The 20,699-nt window shown below is 41.8% G+C and carries 18 protein-coding genes; 16 read left to right on the top strand and 2 right to left on the bottom strand.

The features are described 5' to 3' along the window. Positions 1-34: 34 nt before the first annotated feature. The gene (locus LJD61_RS08045; protein ID WP_255227018.1) at positions 35-1,069 is read right to left on the bottom strand and encodes a sigma-54 interaction domain-containing protein; all 1,035 of its coding nucleotides are present in this window, start codon (positions 1,067-1,069) and stop codon (positions 35-37) included. Between the two features lie 45 nt (positions 1,070-1,114). Continuing rightward, positions 1,115-1,987 (bottom strand): MurR/RpiR family transcriptional regulator, encoded by an 873-nt coding sequence (locus tag LJD61_RS08040; RefSeq protein WP_255227017.1) that lies wholly within the window; start codon positions 1,985-1,987, stop codon positions 1,115-1,117. A gap of 223 nt (positions 1,988-2,210) precedes the next feature. On the opposite strand from LJD61_RS08040, the gene LJD61_RS08035 reads away from it, so the two are divergent. The 16 genes from LJD61_RS08035 to LJD61_RS07960 all read left to right on the top strand — a co-directional run bounded on the left by LJD61_RS08035 (position 2,211) and on the right by LJD61_RS07960 (position 20,416). After that, positions 2,211-3,347 carry an NAD(P)-dependent oxidoreductase gene (locus tag LJD61_RS08035; RefSeq protein ID WP_255227016.1) on the top strand — a complete coding sequence of 379 codons (1,137 nt, stop codon included), beginning with the start codon at positions 2,211-2,213 and terminating at the stop codon, positions 3,345-3,347. Positions 3,348-3,457: 110 nt separating this feature from the next. Further along, the gene (locus LJD61_RS08030; protein WP_255227015.1) at positions 3,458-5,005 is read left to right on the top strand and encodes a Na+/H+ antiporter NhaC family protein; all 1,548 of its coding nucleotides are present in this window, start codon (positions 3,458-3,460) and stop codon (positions 5,003-5,005) included. A gap of 315 nt (positions 5,006-5,320) precedes the next feature. Then, positions 5,321-5,578: an AbrB/MazE/SpoVT family DNA-binding domain-containing protein gene (locus LJD61_RS08025; RefSeq protein WP_255227014.1), complete on the top strand. Its 258-nt coding sequence runs from the start codon at positions 5,321-5,323 to the stop codon at positions 5,576-5,578. Positions 5,579-5,583: 5 nt separating this feature from the next. After that, on the top strand, positions 5,584-5,958 hold the full coding sequence (locus LJD61_RS08020) for a type II toxin-antitoxin system PemK/MazF family toxin (protein WP_255227013.1): 375 nt from the start codon (positions 5,584-5,586) through the stop codon (positions 5,956-5,958). A gap of 225 nt (positions 5,959-6,183) precedes the next feature. Further along, positions 6,184-7,050, top strand: coding sequence for a MurR/RpiR family transcriptional regulator (locus LJD61_RS08015; RefSeq protein ID WP_255227012.1), 867 nt, complete (start codon positions 6,184-6,186; stop codon positions 7,048-7,050). Between the two features lie 184 nt (positions 7,051-7,234). Next, entirely contained in the window at positions 7,235-8,518 is a 1,284-nt protein-coding gene (locus tag LJD61_RS08010; RefSeq protein WP_255227011.1) for an aminotransferase class V-fold PLP-dependent enzyme, read from the top strand. Positions 8,519-8,531: 13 nt separating this feature from the next. Next, positions 8,532-9,785: a dicarboxylate/amino acid:cation symporter gene (locus tag LJD61_RS08005; protein ID WP_255227010.1), complete on the top strand. Its 1,254-nt coding sequence runs from the start codon at positions 8,532-8,534 to the stop codon at positions 9,783-9,785. Between the two features lie 325 nt (positions 9,786-10,110). Next, positions 10,111-11,538 (top strand): ATP-binding protein, encoded by a 1,428-nt coding sequence (locus LJD61_RS08000; RefSeq protein WP_255227009.1) that lies wholly within the window; start codon positions 10,111-10,113, stop codon positions 11,536-11,538. A 336-nt stretch (positions 11,539-11,874) separates the two neighbouring features. Continuing rightward, positions 11,875-12,636: a hypothetical protein gene (locus LJD61_RS07995; protein ID WP_255227008.1), complete on the top strand. Its 762-nt coding sequence runs from the start codon at positions 11,875-11,877 to the stop codon at positions 12,634-12,636. Positions 12,637-12,654: 18 nt separating this feature from the next. Next, entirely contained in the window at positions 12,655-13,911 is a 1,257-nt protein-coding gene (locus tag LJD61_RS07990; protein ID WP_255227007.1) for an aminotransferase class III-fold pyridoxal phosphate-dependent enzyme, read from the top strand. Between the two features lie 12 nt (positions 13,912-13,923). Beyond that, on the top strand, positions 13,924-14,778 hold the full coding sequence (locus tag LJD61_RS07985) for a transketolase (protein ID WP_255227006.1): 855 nt from the start codon (positions 13,924-13,926) through the stop codon (positions 14,776-14,778). A gap of 3 nt (positions 14,779-14,781) precedes the next feature. Continuing rightward, entirely contained in the window at positions 14,782-15,789 is a 1,008-nt protein-coding gene (locus tag LJD61_RS07980) for a transketolase family protein (protein ID WP_255227005.1), read from the top strand. 3 nt (positions 15,790-15,792) lie between these two features. Then, positions 15,793-16,578 carry a hypothetical protein gene (locus tag LJD61_RS07975; RefSeq protein WP_255227004.1) on the top strand — a complete coding sequence of 262 codons (786 nt, stop codon included), beginning with the start codon at positions 15,793-15,795 and terminating at the stop codon, positions 16,576-16,578. 368 nt (positions 16,579-16,946) lie between these two features. Beyond that, positions 16,947-17,462: a VOC family protein gene (locus LJD61_RS07970; protein WP_255227003.1), complete on the top strand. Its 516-nt coding sequence runs from the start codon at positions 16,947-16,949 to the stop codon at positions 17,460-17,462. Between the two features lie 7 nt (positions 17,463-17,469). Next, a complete protein-coding gene (locus LJD61_RS07965) occupies positions 17,470-19,740 on the top strand; it encodes an oxidoreductase (RefSeq protein ID WP_255227002.1) in 2,271 nt (756 codons plus the stop codon). Positions 19,741-19,753: 13 nt separating this feature from the next. After that, on the top strand, positions 19,754-20,416 hold the full coding sequence (locus LJD61_RS07960; protein WP_255227001.1) for a TetR/AcrR family transcriptional regulator: 663 nt from the start codon (positions 19,754-19,756) through the stop codon (positions 20,414-20,416). Positions 20,417-20,699: the final 283 nt, after the last annotated feature.

The following is a 20,699-nucleotide window of genomic DNA, read 5'->3' as shown; positions in this document are numbered from 1 at the left end:
ATGGGGACGGTCAAGGATCGCCCCTCTGCTTTTTCTATGACATCCCTCTGTTCAGCTTTCTTGATAGGGTAGAAGGAGTCACATCCAGCACTTTGGCAGCCTTTCTTATGCTTCCGTATTTCTTCACTGCCTGAGTTATTATGTTGGTTTCAAATTCATTGACCATTTCCCGCAGGGTCATGTTTGGGATGTACTGAATATCGCTTATGCTGCTTTCAATGCTATTGTATTTATTCTCTGCGAAATATGAATAAGAAAGATCGTCCATGGTTATTACATCATCCAAAGATATGAGCACCAGCCTTTCGATGGTATTTTTGAGCTCTCTTATATTGCCGGGCCAATTATGGCAAAGAAGCTGATTCATAACTTCCAGCCTTATCTTCTTATTTACATTATATTGCTTATTGAAATAATCCAAAAAATACATGGATAATAGAGGTATATCCTCTCTTCTTTCATTTAACCGGGGTATATGTATGGGTATTACATTAAGTCTGAAATATAAATCCTCTCTGAAGGTACCGCTTTTTATCATCGCCTGCAAATCTTTGTTAGTAGCAGCAATGATCCTTGTATCAGAGGAGGACTCCTTATAGGCGCCGATTTTTAAGAACTTGCCGTTCTGCAGAACCCGAAGCAGCTTTGTCTGCAGATTGGGAGGCATTTCTCCCAGCTCATCTAAAAATAAGGTTCCCTTTTCGGCAAGCTCGATGAGCCCTTTTTTGCCCGACCTGGATGCACCGGTGAAGGACCCTGCCTCATACCCGAAAAACTCCGACTCTATAAGGTTATCGGGTATAGCGGAGCAGTTCAGCTTTACAAATGAATTTTGGGCTCTTTTACTGTTTTTATGTATGAGCGAAGCCAGCTCCTCCTTGCCTACCCCGGAGGGGCCGAGTATTAGCACGGGAGCGTTAGAACCGGCTATTCTCAAGGCTAAATCTATGATCCTCTTCATACTTTTACTGCATGTAAATATATTTTCTATTTTAAATGGATTAAAATCCTTTGGCGGTATGATGCAATTATGGCTGTCCAAAGATTCAGCGTAATTATATGAGGCCACAATACTCACCTCTGAATATTTATATTTGATGAACACGGGTATTGTTTAAAAATAGAATCCTATATCTTTTGCAATCTCCTCAAACTCTGTAAGATGCTTCATGGAATTATCTTCATCCAGCTGACTTATCAATATGGCTATAATATTGACCAGAGAAACAGGTATTACATAGGAGTCGGTAAAAGAATAGGACTCTATCGGCACGGTATAAATCATATCCGAGAATCTGGCCAAGGGTGAAAGGTAATTGTCGGTGACAGATATAATTTTAAAATTCTTTTTTCTGAAAAAGCTGAGGATCTTTATGGTATCTTTCGGATATCTGGCGAAGCCGAAGGCTAATACCAATGTATCCCTGTCAATAAGAGATAAAAAGTCGAAATTCTCGGTTCCTCCGGAAATTATCTTTCTGCTGCGCTTTCCTATCTTGTTGAATATGTATTCCGCATATATGGCAATGGGAGCTGATGCCCTGGTTCCAACCAGTATAATATCATTTGCATTGATTATTGCTTCAATAATATTTCTAAATGCTTCTTCGTCAAAGGTTTTCTTGAATTCATTGAGGTTGTCCGTTTCTTTTTTTACTATAAAGTCCAAAATGTTGTTTACCTTCGGATGCATCATATCCATAGATATCTTGAAGGCCTCAGTAGTTTTCATACCAACCATTATGACTTCTCTTAATTCCTTTCTGAAATCATCATAGCTGTTGTAGCCCATCTTGGCTAAGTAGCTTTTTACATTTTCCTCACTTGTTTCTGCAGCTTCCAAAAGCTCGGACAAATTCATATAAGAAACCTTTTTGCAGCACTTTTTAATATATAACGCGATTTTTTTCTCTTCCCCATTGAAGTTCAATGTCTCATCAATAAGCTTATTAAGGAATTCCTTCTTATGATTCTTATAAAGCTTCATATATTGACCTCCCCTTATGGTTTCTTAATATATTCTATATAACCATTAAGAATCCTTTGTAAAAAGCGTTGTTTTTACGTAACATGTTGCAAAAATGCAACACTTATTTTATCTATAAAGCGTCTGATGCATTGGAAATGCTTAGCGATGCTTATGGCACGGAAGTTGCTCCTACATATATTGCAGCAGACAAAAGTTAACATCTTTTTAAGGAGGTAAAAATATGGCCTATATAAAAACCATAGGTTTTCCCAGGATGCACAAAGAAGAAAATGAGAGAAGAGATTTTTTGCCATCACTTTTTGGAGAGCTAGGCTCCTATGGTAATATTGAAATATTTGTGGAAAAAGGCTATGGCTCTGCAATGGGTTTTACAGAGAAAGACTATCTGGCATATAACCCCAAAATAAAGTTTGTCGATCACGATGAGATATATATGAAGGATATGGTAGTTGTCCTAAGAGCTCCTAAGGATGAGGAATTAGAGATAATGAAGCCCGGTTCCGTACTGGTATCTATGCTTCATTATGAGACTCAGGAGTCCAGGGATAAGCTGCTTATGGACAAAGGAATAAAGTGCTTTTCAATGGATGGCTTTAAGGATGACAGGAACATCAGAATGCTTGTCAATTATGCAGGTACATCCAGGGCGGGCTCAAAAGTAGCTTTTGCGGAATTAAAAAAGAGAATGAAAGGATTCTACAGCTCCAGTAGAAGACCAATACAAATCACCATAATAGGAATGGGAGCAGTAGGGATAAACGCCGCTAAAGCCTTTGAAGAATTCAGCGATGAGGAGTTCTATTATAAGAACTGGGAGATGCCTGGTTTTTTGATAACTATGCTTCCGAGGAATATTACGAAAAATGAGAAATACCTTAGGAAAATATTATCCCATACTGATATTTTAGTGGATGCAAGCAAAAGGGAAGATGCGACACAGATAATCGTGGCTAACGAAATGATTGAAGCGATGCCGGAGCACGCAGTCATATTGGATCTTTCTGCCGACCCCTATAATGATAAGCTTCAGCCTATACAGGTAAAGGGTATAGAAGGAATCCCAACCGGAAATATAGATAAATATGTGATAGAAACCAACGATGAACTTTATGATACCATACCCGAAGGTGTCGGATCCAAAAACAGACGTCTTGTTGTAAGCTGCAATGCATGGCCTGCGGTAGAGCCTAAAGAATGCATGGCAATCTACAATGAGCAGCTCGCTCCATTTTTGAAGGTGCTGATGACCAGGGACATTGATGATCTTGACATAAACAGTGATAACTTGCATGAAAGGTCCCTAGTAAGGGCTTCACTAAGCTATTTCATGCAGAACAATTCTAATCAGGCTTTATAGTATGTTTATCTGCATGACAAAATATAAGGAAGGAGGGAATGAGCCAAATAATGCATATAAGGATATTCAAGCATTCATAGTCATGAAGCTATAAAAAAGGAGGTTTATTAATGGAACATTTTGGGTTTCTCTCTATTATTCCCCCAATACTTGCAATCGTTCTTTCGGTATTGACCAAAAACGTTCTTCTTTCGCTATTTGCAGGCCTGCTGGTAGGAACGACCATCCTTAGCTCCTGGAATCCCTTTGTAGGCTTTTATATTTTCATCAAGGACTATATATTTGTACAAGTAGCCGATAGCTATAATGCTCAATCTATGACCAATATGCTCATAATAGGTTTATTTGTGGCTATAATAACACAATCCGGCGGAGCCATAGCTTTTGCAAAATATGTTTCCCGCTGGATAAATACAAAGGCCAAAGCAGAATTGGCAATGTGGTTTGGAGGACTGTTCATATGGTTCTCTGATTCTGCTAATGCACTCTTAGTCGGGCCTATATTTCAGTCCATAGGTGACAGGCTAAAGGTATCGAGGGAAAAATTTGCATACATACTGGATGCCACTGCTTCTCCCGTTTGTTCTACGATCCCTATTATAAGCTGGGGTGTATACATCATGGGGCTTATAGATAAAGAATTTGAAGCTCTGCAGGTGACCAATATGACAAGCTGGGATGCATTTATAAAGGCTGTGCCTTTCCAGTTTTACAGCATTCTAACAGTGCTTATGGTTGGATATATGGCATATACTCAGTTTGATTACGGCCCGATGCTGAGAGCTCAGAAGAGAGCAGAATCAGGCAAGCTATTGAGAGATGGAGCAGTTCCCCTAAGGAATACGAAGCAGGTTGAGCTTCCGGAAGGCGCTGAACCTAAGCTTATTACCATGATACTGCCTTTGATAACCCTATTAGGATTAATGTTTTTCATATTTATATTGAACGGATTCCCCTTCGAGCCTCTCAAGGGCAATATAATAAGGGTTGGCATAGCTACAGGCTTCCTCATAGGCGCCTTGGTATGTGTATTGCTGTCTGTAAAATACAAGGTCATGACATTCAAGAAAGCTCAGGATATCGCTATGGAGGGCATGTCAGATATGATATATCTCATGGTGGTCATGGTGTTTGCCTGGTCATTGGGATCATTATGCAAGAATCTGGGAACAGCTGATTATATAATAGAAGTCAGCAAGGATTTTCTCAATCCTGCACTGCTGCCCACGATATTATTTACAATTGGGGCTGCAATGTCACTTGCGACAGGTTCATCCTGGGGTCCATATGCCATACTTATGCCCATTGCCATACCAATGTCCATGACTATGGGAGCGCCGCTATTCGTAACCATAGCAGCGGTAATCAGCGGAGGTCTCTTTGGAGATCATTGTTCACCTTTATCTGATACTACGATACTGGCTTCTATGGGTGCTGCATCAGACCATATAGACCACTTCAGAACCCAGTTTCCGTATGCTCTTACAGTAGCAGCCGTATGTGTTCCATTATACATAATAGCCGGTTTCTCACAGAAGACATTTATTATTATTCCCGGAGCCATAGCCTTGGCTATAGTTATATACTTCCTGCATAAGCTGTCTATGAATAAATATAGTAAAGAAATTGCCCTAAAGTCTGACAATATGCCGGCATAATACAATTAAAAAGCAATAATAAAACATCCTCGGAGCAAATCCGAGGATGTTTTATTGATAATCCTAAGGCTTTACCAAACTAGAGAATATAATTTACTGAAACATAAGTATAATAATCGTAATTCAGTAGATGGTTGATAGCATGTTTATAGGCAGAGAAAAAGAGCTAAGAGCATTAGAAAAATTATATTTCAAAAGTAATTTTCAACTATCTGCGGGCCATTTCAAATCAGCCTCATGGTTGATTGACAATCCGTATATACGCGTATATACTATATATAAGAGTACTAAGAAAATTTTAAGGAGATGGTTTATATGAATACTAATTTATCTAAGTGGGGTAATAGTGCAGCTATTCGTATACCAAAGGCAATATTAGACGAATTAAAAATTGATAGTAATAATTTTGAAAATATAAGTTTTGATATTGATGTAGAAGAAGGCAAATTGATCTTAAAAAAGAAACAAGAAAAAACAAAATTTGAACTTTTGGCTGAAAAATCAAAGGGAGAAAAAATAAATCCAAAAGAGGATATTAACTGGGGTAAACCTATCGGGAAAGAAGTGTGGTAATTATTATGGCTAAATCAGATAAAAATAACTATTGTGACTTAGAATTTGGAGACATAATAAGAATCAACTTCTCGCCATCGAAAGGACATGAGCAGAAAGGCTATAGACCAGGGCTTGTAATATCAGATCCTATTACCCAAAAAGAGTTAAATGGAATAGTAACAGTGGTACCAATAACAAATTCAACCAGCACTTTTTTTACCAGGGTAAATTTAGATAAATGTAATATTACAACTAAAGGCGATATATTTATGGACCAAGTTAAAGCTTTGGATTTAAGTGAAAGAGAATTTGAATTTATAGAAAAGGCGCCTAAAGAGATATTAAATAAGTGCAATATTATATTTAATGCCATCTATGAAAAGCTGCTTGAATCATGATCAAAGACAATCCAACATGTCAAGGCTTGAATGCTAAATTCCAATAAAAAATACCTTCTGTTATAGGATAAAAAACCATAGCAGAAGGTATTTTTTATTGTTCATTGATGATCGTATTAAGACCCCGGAAATAGAGAAAAAACTTGACAAAATATTCTCCAATGATAAAATTGAATTATATTCAACATATTTAAAATATTATGAATATAATTCAACATGTAGGAGGTGAAAATTATTACGCTGTTTGAGAAGAGGGTAAAGGAATCCACATTAACCAAGACTGAAAAGAAAATAGCTGATTATTTTTTAGAAAATCTGAATAATATTTGCTTCATGACGGCAACCAGCATATCCATAGAGGTTGGAGTAAGTGATACATCGATAATCAGATTTATTCGTTCTTTAGGTTATTCAAGCTATTCAGATTTCCAAAGAGAGATGAAGGAAGAAATGGTCAGGCAAATAAATGATGCTGCTAATTCAATGTCACCTGCTAATAAATATAAAAATACAATTGAAAGTCTTAGTAAGAATAACCTTATTGACAACCTAATGGAGCAGACATTTAAAAACTTACAGAAAACTTTTGAACAATTGAATTATGAAGCAATTAATGAGGCTGCCAATATTTTAGTTAAAAGCAAGCACAAGTATATTATTGGGTTCAGAGGTTCGGCAAGCTTGGCAAGTTTTATGGGAGGAAAGCTTAGATATTTATTACCTAATGTAAGTATATGCACCCATGCGGATAGTGAATTAATAGAGCAAATAATTGATATTGAAAAAGGTGATTGTATATTACTTTACAGCTTTCCAATACACACAAAGCTATGCACTTCTGCTATAGATATTGCACATTCAAAAAATGCAAATATAATAGTCGTAACTGATAAAATTACTTCTCCTATTGCAGCTAAAGCAGATATAGTTTTACCTACGGCTGTTGATGGATTGGGATTCTGTAACTCTTACGTTGCACCCTTATGTTTAAATGATCTGATCTTACTTGTTATTAGCGACAAAACAAAGAATGAAGCAAAAGACAGAGTCAACGATTTAGAAAAGTATATTGAAATGCATGAACTGCATTAAACGGTAGCAGGAACAGATAAAAAAATAATTAATACGGCCAGGTATTGAGTTAATTTCTATCCGTCCACGCTATGTTGATTATAGCAAAGAATATTATTAAAATAAACATTTTTTCTTACAGCGAAAATCGGAATTAATAAATCTTGTACTTGTGAATCTAGATAATTAGAAAGAGGTAATAAGAATGGCTAAAGTTTATGAAAACATTTTTTCAGAAGAGTTAACTAAGCAAATAAGAGACAGATTTTATTTCGTTGATAAGGATGATTTTACTGATAAAAGAGTGTACTTTGAAAATTCAGGTGGTTCTCTCAGACTAAAAAGTGTGGTAGAGGCTTCAAGTTATGTCATGCGTTTTCCTGAGAGCTCTACAAGGCCGAACAAAGCAGCAAAATTTCTATTGGAAACTATAAATGGCGGGAAAGATGATTTCAAGAAATTTATAAATGCTTCAAAAGGCAGTATAGTAACAAATTTTACGGCTTCGAGGGTTTTATTCAATATTACTGAAGCTATATTATGTAATGCTCCTGGTTCAAATGTGGTAACCACATGTCTTGACCACCCGGGTTCTTATGATTCCGCAAAATATTATTGTAACAAATACAATAAGGAGTTTAGAGAGTGTAAAGCTAATCCGGTTACCGGCGGGATAGATGTTTCTGAAGTATTAGACAAAGTTGACAAAGATACATGTTTATTAAGCATGATATATACATCTAACATTACCGGTGCGGCAATGGATGTCGAAGCTATTATTTCAGAGGTGAGAAAGGTTAATCCATCAGTATATATATTATTGGATGCGGTTCAGCGTGCACCTCACGGCGTCATTGATTTTGATAAGCTTCAGCTTGATGGAGTAGTTGTAGCACCGTATAAGTTTTTTGGGAATAGAGGAATTGGCCTTGGATTTGTTTCTGAGAGAGTAGCTTCATTTCCTCATGAAAAAATAACCGGAAAAAGCCCTGATGTATGGGAGCTTGGCAGTGCAGATGCTTCTGATTTTGCAAGTTTCAGCAAAATAATAGAGTACTTATGCTTTTTAGGCTCGCATTTTACTGACAGTAAGGATAAACGGACTCTTATCGCAACTGCAATGCATAAAATCGAATTTCAGGAAAAGTTCTTGCTCTATTCTCTTTTAGAAGGGACTCCAAATGCAAAAGGGTTGAGATATATTGATGGAGTTACCGTTCACTTTGATACGGAAGATTTAGCCTCAAAAGATTTGATCATTGCAATTTCATTTGATAGTATGGATTGCTCTTCTGCAGTTCGCTTATACGATAAAGAAAATTACATAGTATTTGAAAGGCTTGCTTCGAGCCCCTATTCTAAGAGGATGATGGACGCTTTTGGACTAGAAGGCATAATAAGAGTTTCGCCTATGCACTTCAATGATCTTGAAGAAATAGAGGGATTCTTAATTGCTTCGGAAAAAATTGCGAAAAACAAATATGTTTAAAGAGGTGCATATAATGAAAATACTGGTAGATAAAAAGTATTTACCGTTGAGGGCGGCAATAGGCTTCATTATGGGTATTATTGTCGGATTGCTTTTTACGGATTTTTCTATATGGGTTAAACCTTTTGGAACTGTGTTCATGAATCTGATTAAAATGCTAATTATCCCTGTTGTTTTCTTTAGCGTTGGAAGCGGTATAGCAAGCATGGGTGATGTCCAAAAATTAAAAAGAATTGGCGGCAAAATAATGCTTATTTATACAGTCATGACTATTTTAGCTTGCTTTATAGGAGTAGTAGTTGCTAAGGTGATGAGGCCTGGTCTCGGTGTTGTATTAGATAATGCAGCTAAATTTACTTCGGAAGTGACTACACCTTCCATCGGGGATTTCTTTTTAGGGATGATTCCTTCAAATGTTATCTCATCCATGGCATCGGGTGACGTTATGCAGGTAATATTCTTTACTATACTGTTAGGAATAGCATTGGTCATGCTTGGAGAGAAAGGGAAAATGATAACAGATCTTATGAACCAAGGTGCAACAGCATGCTATAAAATTCTTGACATAATAATGATCTATTCGCCAATAGGTATATTTGCCCTTATGGCAAACGCTATAGCAGTTTATGGAGTAAATATATTTGGCGTTTTGGGGAAATTTATACTCTGCGATTGGCTTGGAGTTGTTCTGATTTGGATAGTAATAATGTCTATTCCTTTGGTGCTGTATACTAAAATTGATTATAAAAAATTTGTCAAGTCTATTTCCAGGGTATGGATGATGACTCTTGCTACAACAAGCAGTACCGGTACAATTCCGGTTACTTTGGATGTTACTGTGAATGAACTGAAAGTCCCTGAATGGATGGCATCATTTACTATTCCTTTGGGAGCGACTGTAAACTTAACAGGTGCGGCATTGTATAAAACTCTATTGGCCTTTTTTGTTGCTGATTTTTATGGCTTAAGCTTGACTGTAGAGCAGATAGCTATAGTGATTACTATATCAACAATAATGTCGATTGCAGCTCCAGGTATACCTGGTGGTGGCATTGTTACAGGGGCAATATTTTTAAATCTCATGGGATTACCATTCGATTTAATGGGACCTATAGCTGGGTTATACAGGCTTATAGACATGGGGCACACTACTGTAAATGTTTCGGGAGATGTAGTCGGCACACTTTTGCTGGCAAAGAGTGAAGGTGTATGGAAGGCAGAAGATTTTAACAGGTCCAATATAGAAAAAGTAGCTGCAAAAGCATAAAACTTTATAGGATACGGAGCGGGATAAATGGGTCAGGCCAGTTCTCCCGGTCGCCATTCTAAAAATAAGTAAATGGGTGCGTTATAGCACCCATTTACTTATTTTTTATCCATACTTATTATTTCAAGTATAGCTTTAAGCCTTCGATAATATTAAATTTAATGTATAAGATTATAAAAAAATGTGAAAAATTTAATAAACTATTTTATATAAATACATTAAATTTTGATTAATTTACGATTATTTAACTAAAATACATATTATTTTATTAAAGAATTAATGATTCCAGAGATTTATAATATAATTATATAAGGGGGTGGATTCTGTGTTAGAAGAAGAATTATTGGAATTAGTCAAAAGGGTCACTTCTCAAAAATGTGAAAAGCAGCATATAGAACTAAAGAGAGCAAGCGGAGGTACTCCATCGAAACTTTATTATACCCTGTCAAGTTTTTCAAATCAGGTTGGCGGCGGCATAATTATTTTTGGCATTGATGAGGATGCCGGATATAAAGTAGCAGGCGTTTATGATGCTCAAGAGCTTCAAAAGAAGGTGCTGGAGCAATCCTTGCAAATGGAGCCGGTTGTGAGGCCGTTGTTTACTGTCGTTCAAATAGAAGATAAATTGGTGGTCAGTGCAGAAATTTCTGAATGTGACATCTATGATAAGCCATGCTTTTATAAAGGGGCAGGAAGGCTGCGCGGATCTTATATTCGTGTTGGGGATTCAGACCAGCCAATGACAGAATATGAGATATATAGTTATGAAGCATTTAAAAGAAGGATACATGATGAGCTTCGTGCTGTTGATAGAGCAGCGCTGCAGAACCTGTCAAAGGATAATGTAACAGAATATCTGATAAAGCTGCGCAGACAAAAACAGAATCTAGTTAATCTTGAGGACCGGCGAATACTTGAAACACAAGGTATTATTCAAAACCAGCTTCCTACATTGGCAGGGTTAATGCTCCTTGGTGAATACCCTCAAGAATTTTTTCCGCAGCTTAGTGTTACTGCAATGGTAGTGCAAGGCAGGGAAATAGGGGAGCTTGGTGATGATGGCGAGCGCTTTGTAGATAATAAACGGATCGAAGGCACCATACCGCAGATGCTGGAAGGAGCATTAGCTTTTGTGCGCAGAAATATGAAAGTGAAAACCATAATAACTGAAGATGGGCTTCGTGCTGACAAACCCGAGTATCCGATAAAGGCCGTGAGGGAAATTATATTAAATGCCCTTATACACAGAGATTACAGTATGCATACAGATCGTTCTCCAGTGCGTTTAATAATGTATGAGGATAGATTAGAGCTGGAAAACCCAGGCGGCCTATATGGCAGGATAACTGTGGATGATCTAGGTAAGGCGGCTGCAGATACCAGAAACCCATATATAGCGGGAGCTATGGAAATTATGATTGACACTGAAAATCCCTTTTCGGGTATTCCTACTGTGAGAGCAGAGCTCAAAAAGGCAGGTATGCCGGAGCCGGTGTTTATTGATAGACGGGGAGTATTTAAGGTCATATTTTATAAAAAGGCTAATGCCGAGAATAAAGATATAGATATGGAGATGAAAATTTTAAATTACTGCATAACACCGCGTTCAAGAGAAGAACTTGCAGAAAAATTCGGATTCGAAACACCTGCTTATTTTTTAAAAAAATATGTTCAGACATTGATTGAAGAAGGAAAAATAAAAATGACTATGCCTGATAAACCAAAAAGCAAGTTCCAAAAATACTATTCATAGCAGCAGAGAGATGACTAAATCTCATTCGAAAACTTCTTTAGAGCAAACTTCTCTAGGGAAGTTTTTTTATTTTTAGAGTTATCAAAATAGTTTGACAATAATATAAATTAGTAGTATTGTTTAGATATAGAGCGAGCACTCATTCTATGAAATAAAATACAAGCCTTCTATCGTGCAAATAATGAAAGACATATCGAAGCAAAACACAAAAAGCCATTCTTGAAAAGCTATGTTCAAAAAAGACTCACAGCAAATGCAAGCTTACAAAGTCTTAGCCTTGAAGCTTTATACTCGTTATCAGCTACCACAACAAAATAAATTAAAGGGGGAAATCATATGCCTGACGAATTGACCAAGGCGTGCATAAACCTCCATTCTGTGTTAAGAAACCTTGAGGATTTATGCCAGCTGGATCAGGAAGCGAAGTCACTCATCTCAGCCAAGGACATCTCCATTTTGTTCTCTGCAAAGGATGTGCCGGAAGCACTGCTTTCCTTCAAAAACGGAAAGTGCACCATGTCAAAAGGAGCAGGACCCCATGATATCAAGCTGTATTTCAAATCTCCCCAGCATTTCAATCAGATGATGGAAGGGAAAGCGAACCCCATCCCGGTAAAAGGAATCACAAAGATCAGCTTTCTAAAAAATGAATTCACCAAGCTCACAGACAAACTTGCCTACTATTTGAAACCCACAGAATCACTCCTAAAGAACCGGAATTATGCAAGCATCAATACCATACTCACTGCCTATACCGCTTTTTTTGCCCTTGCTGAAATAGGCAACAATGACAGGATAGGCAAGCTGAATGCCCACAGGATACCTGACGGCATAATAGCTGTGTCCGTATTGAACGGCGGCCCTTCCATAAGCATCAATGTAAGAGGCGGCAGGCTTGAGGTCATAAAAGGAGCAGCCGAAAAGCCCAGAGCGATCATGGCCTTTGACTCCCTGGATACGGCCAATGGAGTCCTAAACGGCAAGCTGGACAGCTATACCTGCATAGGAGACGGCAGGCTGGAGATAAAAGGCTATATACCCATGATTGACAACATGAACAAGCTCCTGGCTCAAGTACCGGCTTATTTGTCTGAATAAAAAGGAGGGAAGTGTATTATGGAAACCTACAGCTATAACAAAAGGGATGAATATTTCAAAAGAGCCGTAAAAGTAATACCCGGGGGAATATACGGGCATCTGGGCCCTGCATCGGGCTGCTATATACCTGCCAATGCATATCCTTTCTTTTCCGAAAGGGCCAAGGGAGCATACTTCTGGGATGTGGACGGCAACCGGTTTATAGACTATATGTGCGCATACGGCCCCAATGTGCTGGGCTATAATGACGAGGAAGTGGATGCAGCGGTAGAAAAGCAAATGAAGGAAGGCAACTGTGTGACAGCACCCTCAACCAAGATGATCGATCTGGCAGAGCTCATGGTGGACACTGTAGCGATGGCGGACTGGGCCTTCTTTGCCAAAAATGGAGGAGATGTCACCAGCTTTGCAGTCATGATAGCCAAGGCAGCCACAGGCAGGAAAAAGACAATAATGGTAAAGGGCGGCTATCACGGCGTTGCCCCCTGGACCCAAAAGCTGGGCTACCCGGGTATCATAGATGAAGATGTATCCAACAACATATATGTGGAATGGAACAAATTTGAGCAGATAGAAAGAGCAGTAGCCGAAAACCCGGGCCAGATCGCCTGCTTCATAGCTACACCTTACCACCATCCTATTTTTACGGACAATGCCATGCCGGAGAAGGATTATTGGCAAAAGGTAAGAAAGCTCTGCACAGATAAGGGCATAGTCCTTGCCATAGATGATGTGCGCTGCGGCTTCCGTCTGGATATGGCGGGCTCGGATCACTATTTCGGATTTAAGGCGGATTTGATGTGCTTTTGCAAAGCACTGGCCAACGGCTGGAACGTTTCAGCCCTGTGCGGAATAGATGCATTGAAGGATGCAGCATCCTCGGTCATGTACACAGGCAGCTACTGGCTGTCGGCAGTACCCTTCGCAGCAGCCATAGCATGCCTGACCAAGCTGAAAAAGATCAACGGGCCTGAGTACATGCTCAATCTGGGGAAGAAGCTGACCGACGGCCTCAGGGATATAGGCAAAAGCCATGGCTTTGACCTGGTCATCAGCGGTGCTCCGTCGCTTTGGTATATGAGGATAGCCAATGATGATTCTTTAATGCTGCATCAGGAATGGGTAGCTGAGTGCGTGAGAAGAGGAGCCTTCTTCGCCAATCATCATAACCTTTTCATCAATTGTGCCATGACGGAGGAGGACATAAAATATACCCACGGAATCGCAGATGATGCCTTCAAGGCAGTGAAAAAGAGACATCCTGAATTAGGATAGGGGGAGGATAATATGCCATTAAACCAACAACAGCTAAGGGCTCTGGAGGAAAAAGCCAACGAACTCCGAAATCTGTGCGTCGATACTGTGGTATGGGCGGGAAGCGGCCATATAGGCGGCAGCCTGAGCTCTATGGACATACTGACCATACTGTATTATAAATATATGAATATTGATCCGAAAAAGCCGGAATGGGAGGATAGGGATAGATTGATCCTCAGCAAAGGGCATATAGGCGTGGGCTATGCGCCGGTATTGGCGGATAAAGGATATTTTGACAAGGAGCTGCTGAAGGAATACAACCACACGGGCTCCAGCCTGGGCATGCATCTGGACTCCAGAAAGGTCCCCGGCGTGGATGCATCAACAGGCTCTTTGGGCCACGGGCTGCCTATAGCAATAGGCACTGCATTGGCGGCAAGATTGCTGGACAAATCCTATATAACCTTCTGCCTGCTGGGAGACGGCGAATGCGACGAAGGCTCCGTGTGGGAAGCTGCCATGGCCGCTGCCCACTACAATGTGACCAATATGATAACAATAGTTGACAGGAACCGCTGCATGATAGACGGCCCTACAGAAGAAGTCATGAAGCTGGAGCCCTTCGCAAAGAAATGGGAGGCCTTCGGATTCATAGTGAAGGAGGTAAACGGCCACAGCTTCCCGGAGCTTTCCCGGGCCATAGAGTATGCCTTGGGAGAGAAGAAGGCTCCCGTTGTGATAATAGCCAACACCGTAAAGGGCTGCGGAGTAGATTTCATGGAAAATGACTACCGCTGGCACTATGGAGGGCTGGACTCGGAGAAAATAAAGCAGAGCAAGGAAAGCCTTGCAAGATACTATGAAAAAAGGATGAAAGGGGTGTAAAATATGGCGGGATTGACATATACAATGCTGGATACTGCTAATCTTTCTACGGCTGAGCTATACGGAAAGGTATTATGCGATATGGGAGAAATCCATCCTGAGATAGTAGGACTGTCTGCGGACCTGGCGAAATCCACAAAGATCGGGCTGTTCGGCAGCAAATTTCCCCACCGCTTTTTCAATGCGGGCATAGCCGAGCAAAACATGTTCGGCATGGCTGCGGGAATGGCAAAGGCAGGGCTGGTGCCCTTCGTTTCCACCTTCGCCATATTTACCTCCATGCGCGGGCTTGATCAGGTCCATACGGATATATGCTATCAGAACCTGAATGTAAAGATGATAGCTACACATGCAGGGCTTTCCTTTGGTCAAGCCGGCTCTACCCATCACTGCACCGAGGATCTGTCCATAATGCGCGCCATGGCCAACTGTAAGGTGATAGTGCCGGCAGACGGCATAGAAACTGCAAATGCCGTGCAGGCAGCCTATGAGACCCCGGGTCCGGTATACATAAGGATAAACAGGGGCTTCGACCAAAAGCTCTATGAAAACACTGAGTACGGCTATAAAATAGGCAAGGCAGTAGAGCTTGCAGAAGGAACGGATCTGACCATAATAGCTTGCGGCTCCTGCGTATATCAGGCGGTGGAAGCTGCAAAGATACTCAATAGCACAGATGGGATCAAGGCAAGGGTCATAAATATGCATACCATAAAGCCCATAGACAGCGAAGCCATACTGAAGGCGATCCGTGAGACCAGAAGGATAATAACCGTAGAAGACCATAATGTCATAGGGGGACTCGGCAGTGCCGTGGCAGAGGTGGTGGCCGGCAGCGGCATGACCTGCGCATTCAAGATGCTGGGCATTCCCGACACCTTCTCAATAATAGGGCTCCATGAGGACCTCATGGCTCATTACAAAATCGATACCAACGGAATACTGGAGAATGTGAGGGAGCTCATGGGCAAGGACTTCGAGGAAGACGAAAACTGGGATGATGAGGTGTAGCTTATGACTGCGTTTGATGATATATATTCAAGCAGGATTTTTTTAAATGCCGTGCTCCCTCTTGTAAAGGTTATCGTTGAGAATGATGAAAGCCTGGGCAAAGGCTTTCAAGGCAAGAATGCCAAGATACAAATAAGTGCCAAAACAGACGGAGGAAAGGTCGGAACTCACTTCATAATAGAGGATGGGATATGGACAGTAAAAAAAGGAATAACGGACTCACCGGACATTGAGCTGGAGTTTAAGAGCATCACTGCCTTCAATGACTTTTTCAAGGGCAAGAGCAAAAAACTCCCCAGGATCATCGGTCTGAGAAACCTGGGACTCCTAATATCCACTTTTAAGGCCCTTCTCAAGATGGCAGCCATGCTGGGAGCCAAGGAGCCGCCTAAGAAGGATGAAGACAAGGAGCTCCTCGTTAAGCTCTATTTTTACCTGCTGTCTGCCGGCATAAGCCAGCTGAACAAAGCAGGGCATCCCGAGATCTCCAAATGGGCCAAGAAGAGCCCGGACAGGGTATATGCCTGGGCAGTCAGCGGCAAGCCGGAGCTCTGTGCATATATAAGGGTGAAAGCAGGCAATACCAAATCTGCCAGAGGCCAATACACGCGCTCCAAGCCCTTTTTCACCATGCGCTTTGACTCTGTAGACAGCGCTTTGGGCATATTGCTTCAGACAGACAACCTCATCGAAGCCACTATAAAGGGCCGGCTCATAATGGAGGGCGCCCCCGAATTCGGCGCCCAGATAGGCGAATTCATGACCATGGTAGGCGACTATGCTAAATAAGAGCTGTAAATAGGGAACGGGAACCACTGAAAGACCGGCTTCCTTGTCATCCTGAGGGCTGTGCCCGAAGGATCTAATTTGAGATTCTTCGAGCTGTGCTCTCAGAATGACCAGATATGTTTTCGTTTATTGTGGTGTGGGTAACACATGTTAATTCTCAATGCAGTGAAGAACCTTAAGTACTAAGTGATTGGTATATAACCTTTTCGCGATTTTTAGTGGTTTCAAAAAAAGACCCGAAAGGAATACCCAAATGCTAGAGGCTAGAGGCCAGTGGCTAGTGTCATATCCCGAAAGGAATACCCTAAGACTGGAGACCAGTGACCGGCGACTAGCGACTAGAGACTATAAAACAAGGAGTTGTTTTCATGAAAGTGCGTTCTTTAAGCCATGCAGGGCTTACAGTATCAAGCTTTGAAAAAGCAGTGAAATGGTATCATGAGAGCTTTGGCTGCTGGCTCATATCGGAGCAAACCCTCCCCAGGGAGCAGGTCAAGGAGCTGCGGGAGCTTTACGGGGTAGAGGATGCATCGGTGAGACTGGGCTTCTTAAGATTCCCCAAGGGCGGAGTCATTGAAATATTCGAATTCACTCCTTTGCTTCCGGTGGAAAAGATGCGGTGGAACAAACCGGGGCCTACCCATATAACATTGGATGTGAAGAATGTGCCCAAATGGTATGAGCATCTAAAGGATAAGGGAGTATATTTCTTCTCTCCGCCTCAGGATACTGACGGCAACAAGTGGGTGTTTATGAAGGACCCGGACGGCAACCTTATAGAGCTCATAGACCTGAAGTTCAATTATCCGGCCATAAGGATACTGGGAAGCTTGATAGGCAAGATTATGGCCGGGGGAAAATTTAAAAAATATTATACGGAGTAGTGTTGGTATGGAAGAGAGACAAAATCACAAGGTAAAAGAAATAATTGACGGCCTGGGAGACTGGTTTTCAGACGAAGAAAGGCTGAAACAGGGAAGGATGACAGATGAGCTCTATCCCTATGAGAAGCTTTTTGAGCCCATACAGATAAATAAGCTGAAGATAAAAAACCGCATAGTGATGGCTCCCATGGGCAATGTATCCATGGCAGACGAGACGGGAAAGCCCGGCCAAAAGATGATAAAGTATTTCATAGAGAGGGCAAAGGGCGGAGCAGGGCTCATAACCAGCGGCATGACTCCCGTATCATGGAAGGCGGACCCATCCTATGGGGATCTGGACTCTACAGGGATCTTTCCGAGGATAGACAGCCACAGGACTGCCTATTCCGGTTGGAGGGCCATAGCTGAGGGCTGCCATGCATATGGAGCCAGGTTCTTCATACAGCTTGCACCGGGTATGGGAAGGGTAGGCAATCCGGAATGCCTGACGAAGAAATACAGGCTTCCCATATCATCCTCCTGGAACAACAACTGGTATATACCCCAGATACTATGCAGGCCCCTCACCGACAGGGAGTGCAGGAGGATAATAAGGAATACGGGGGAGATCGCAGTCAATGCGAGGGAGCTGGGGATAGACGGCGTATATCTTCATGGCCACTCCGGCTATCTTATAGAGCAGATGACAGACCCTGCCTACAACAGGAGAAAAATGGGAAGGTATAAGGACTGGCAAAGCTTCGGACTGGATATGGTAAGAGAAATAAGGAGGAGATGCGGAGCCTATTACCCCATACATTACAGGATAGACCTTTCTCTGGCCCTCAGAGAGACCTACGGGGAAAAGATGGATGAGGATAAGATACTGAAGAAGTTCAGAAACGGCCGTACCGCAGATATGACGCTGGACTATATGGAGAACCTTGTAAAGGCAGGGGTGGATGTCTTTGATGCAGACCTGGGCGGCTATGATAGCTGGTGGCTCCCCCATCCGCCTAACGGAATGCCTCCCGGGGTATATATGGAGATAGCCAATCTGGTAAAGGAGCATTTTGATAAAAGGGGGATAGTATCCAATGCAGGCTTTCCCATACCGGTAATGGCTGTGGGGAAGCTGGGCTATCCTGATCTGGCAGAGAGGGCATTGAGAGAGGGAAAATGCGACATGATAATGCTGGGCCGTCCTCTACTCGCGGACCCTTACTGGCCTCAGAAGGTTTATTCGGGCAGAGTGAAGGAAATAATACCATGTATAGGAGACCATGAGGGCTGCCTGGGGCAGTTTGCCGTCGGAGGGCATCCCCATTGTGCGGTAAATCCCAGGACCGGTTTTGAAGATGTTTATCAAGATGATATGAAGCCTGCGGAGAGGAAAAAAAAGATAGCGGTGGTGGGGGCAGGGCCGGCAGGAGCTGTATTGGCCTGTACTGCCGCCAGGAGAGGGCATGAGGTAGTGCTCTACGATAAGAATGACAAAGCAGGAGGCATGCTCATTCCGGGTTCACGTCCCAAAATTAAGTTTGAAATAGCAAACTATATGGAGTATATTAATAATGAAATAAGGCGGATCTCAAGGGATTATAAACTGAAGACCCTTTTCGGTACTGATGTAAACCGGGATATGCTCAAGGCCGGCAGCTTCGATGCCATAGTGACCTGCACCGGAACAAAGCCTTCAAAGCCACCGCTGCCGGGGATAAATCTCCCCTATGTCATAACGGGAGCAGATTTTCTCAAAAATCCTGAGACGGCTAATAAGGCAGAGAAGGTGGTGGTCATAGGCGGCTCCGATGTAGGCTGCGAAGCTGCTTATATGCTGGCTTATGAAATGGGCAAGAAGGTAAAGGTTGTGGAGATGACCCCTTACTTTATGAAAAAGACCTGCACCTCCAACAGATTCTTCATGATACATCACCTGGAGGCTGCGGGAGTAGAGCTGATAAACTGCGCCAGGCTCATCGGCATAGACGAAGGCTTAGTGGAGATCATGAGGAACACATCGGACACCGTGCCTGACCCGTACATAACATGGACCCCTGCCCTCGCGGACAATATAGCAAACCCTTTCGTGAAGGGGCTGGAGGAGGCGGAGCGGCCCATGAAGCTGGAAGCGGACCTGGTACTGATATGCACCGGTGCCATACCCGATGATAGGCTTTACTACGAATGCATTAAAGAGCATACCGCTCCCGAGATATACAACATAGGCGACTCCTTTACCGGCGGCAGGGTACTGGAAGCCGTAAAGGCGGGCTACGCCCTGGGTACCACAATATGAACGGAGGCTAAAAATGATACAAAGTGAGAAGCAGATATTTTATAAAAGCACCTTTGAAAAAATATCCGAAGATAAGAGGGAAAAGATATTTGAAGTAGCCATATCCGAGTTTGCATCAAACGGATACAGCTCCACAAATATAAATACCATAGCCAAAAAAGCAGGAATAAGCATCGGCTCTATGTACAGCTACTTTGCATCCAAGGAGGATTTGTTTCTCACTATTGTTGATAAAGGCTTTCACCTTCTGGAAAAAGCATTAGAAGAGATCCATCCGGATGAGGGCAACATCTTTGAAATAATAGAGAGGCTTTTCAGGGTTACCAGAGAATATGCGGAGAATTATCCCGAGATGAACCAGATATATCTCGATCTCAGCACTCAGGGCCTCTCCGGCTTATCGAGCAGGCTGTCGTGGCAGATGGAGTCCATCACTGCAAGGCTCTATGCTCAGATCCTGAGAAAAGCCAAGGAGCAAGGCGCAATATCCCCTGATATCGATGAGCAGCTGGTATCCTTCTGCCTGGATAATCTTTTGGTGATGTTCCAATTCTCCTTCACTTCCGATTACTACAAGGATAGAATGAAAATCTTCCTTGGCGATGACGGGGTGAGAGACGAGGAGAGGATAATAGAAGGCATAATGAAATTCGTAAGAAAAGCTTTGGAGAAATAACAATATTTATCACTGAACTAACCCGCTCTAAGACCCCCGCCTCTATAGGCGGCGGGTGCCAAGAGCGGCTAAGTCCAGTATGGACTCGACTAACATTCAGTGGGGGTTGAATCCCCCTCTGAATGAAGTCTCGTTCAACATATGCAGCTATAGGTGTTCTTTATGAAAGAGCACCTATTTTGTCATTTTAAGGCAAAAATATATACTCATAATATAAGCAGTTCTGGAAACCTTTTCACATCTTTGGGCGTCTATATATATTGAAAGCGCGTTTTACAACATA

The organism is Lutispora saccharofermentans (assembly GCF_024363565.1).
GTDB lineage: Bacteria > Bacillota > Clostridia > Lutisporales > Lutisporaceae > Lutispora > Lutispora saccharofermentans.
This window is presented reverse-complemented; position numbering and strand designations above follow the sequence as displayed.

Coding starts and splice junctions, on each gene's coding strand:
- LJD61_RS08040 (WP_255227017.1), bottom strand. CDS start 1,987: ATGAAGCTTTATAAGAATCATAAGAAGGAATTCCTTAATAAGCTTATT.
- LJD61_RS08035 (WP_255227016.1), top strand. CDS start 2,211: ATGGCCTATATAAAAACCATAGGTTTTCCCAGGATGCACAAAGAAGAA.
- LJD61_RS08030 (WP_255227015.1), top strand. CDS start 3,458: ATGGAACATTTTGGGTTTCTCTCTATTATTCCCCCAATACTTGCAATC.
- LJD61_RS08025 (WP_255227014.1), top strand. CDS start 5,321: ATGAATACTAATTTATCTAAGTGGGGTAATAGTGCAGCTATTCGTATA.
- LJD61_RS08020 (WP_255227013.1), top strand. CDS start 5,584: ATGGCTAAATCAGATAAAAATAACTATTGTGACTTAGAATTTGGAGAC.
- LJD61_RS08010 (WP_255227011.1), top strand. CDS start 7,235: ATGGCTAAAGTTTATGAAAACATTTTTTCAGAAGAGTTAACTAAGCAA.
- LJD61_RS08005 (WP_255227010.1), top strand. CDS start 8,532: ATGAAAATACTGGTAGATAAAAAGTATTTACCGTTGAGGGCGGCAATA.
- LJD61_RS07995 (WP_255227008.1), top strand. CDS start 11,875: ATGCCTGACGAATTGACCAAGGCGTGCATAAACCTCCATTCTGTGTTA.
- LJD61_RS07990 (WP_255227007.1), top strand. CDS start 12,655: ATGGAAACCTACAGCTATAACAAAAGGGATGAATATTTCAAAAGAGCC.
- LJD61_RS07985 (WP_255227006.1), top strand. CDS start 13,924: ATGCCATTAAACCAACAACAGCTAAGGGCTCTGGAGGAAAAAGCCAAC.
- LJD61_RS07980 (WP_255227005.1), top strand. CDS start 14,782: ATGGCGGGATTGACATATACAATGCTGGATACTGCTAATCTTTCTACG.
- LJD61_RS07975 (WP_255227004.1), top strand. CDS start 15,793: ATGACTGCGTTTGATGATATATATTCAAGCAGGATTTTTTTAAATGCC.
- LJD61_RS07970 (WP_255227003.1), top strand. CDS start 16,947: ATGAAAGTGCGTTCTTTAAGCCATGCAGGGCTTACAGTATCAAGCTTT.
- LJD61_RS07965 (WP_255227002.1), top strand. CDS start 17,470: ATGGAAGAGAGACAAAATCACAAGGTAAAAGAAATAATTGACGGCCTG.
- LJD61_RS07960 (WP_255227001.1), top strand. CDS start 19,754: ATGATACAAAGTGAGAAGCAGATATTTTATAAAAGCACCTTTGAAAAA.